The sequence below is a fragment of the Pseudomonas sp. 2995-1 genome, assembly GCF_002742505.1.
Classification (GTDB): domain Bacteria; phylum Pseudomonadota; class Gammaproteobacteria; order Pseudomonadales; family Pseudomonadaceae; genus Aquipseudomonas; species Aquipseudomonas sivasensis.
Genome location: NZ_LJSA01000548.1, coordinates 1 through 387, shown reverse-complemented (window position 1 = coordinate 387; position 387 = coordinate 1). Strand labels below are relative to the sequence as shown.

Annotated in this window: 1 protein-coding gene; it reads left to right on the top strand. The window is 36.4% G+C overall.

What is annotated here, in order from left to right; all coding sequences use genetic code 11:
• Positions 1-291: 291 nt before the first annotated feature.
• Positions 292-387: hypothetical protein (locus AOA61_RS33005; protein ID WP_368731125.1), on the top strand; the 96-nt coding region annotated here is incomplete at its 3' end.

The following is a 387-nucleotide window of genomic DNA, read 5'->3' as shown; positions in this document are numbered from 1 at the left end:
TGAGTGTGTTTATCAAATAATAAACTGTTCAAATAAAGGGGAGTGGAAAATCAGAGTCCAGTAGTCTAGAAGTTCGCTAGACTACTGGACTCTGAATCTATTTGAGAATGCTTTGAGATAGTGTTTCTTTGAAATGAAATACTTGCTTTAAAAACCTGTGGGAGAACAAGGATATGTACTCTTGAGGATACCCTCCCCATTTACTTTCACCAAGGGAACATATCTATTTTTTCCATAGACTGTTATTGAACGAAAACCGCCAAAGAAAAAAAGAAGTGGCATAGTACTTCCATGGATAGTATGATTACCAACCAAATTTACTGCGGAGATTTTGTATACCAAAGATATTATGTCACGGATACGATAACCGGGAGAATGACTGAAAAC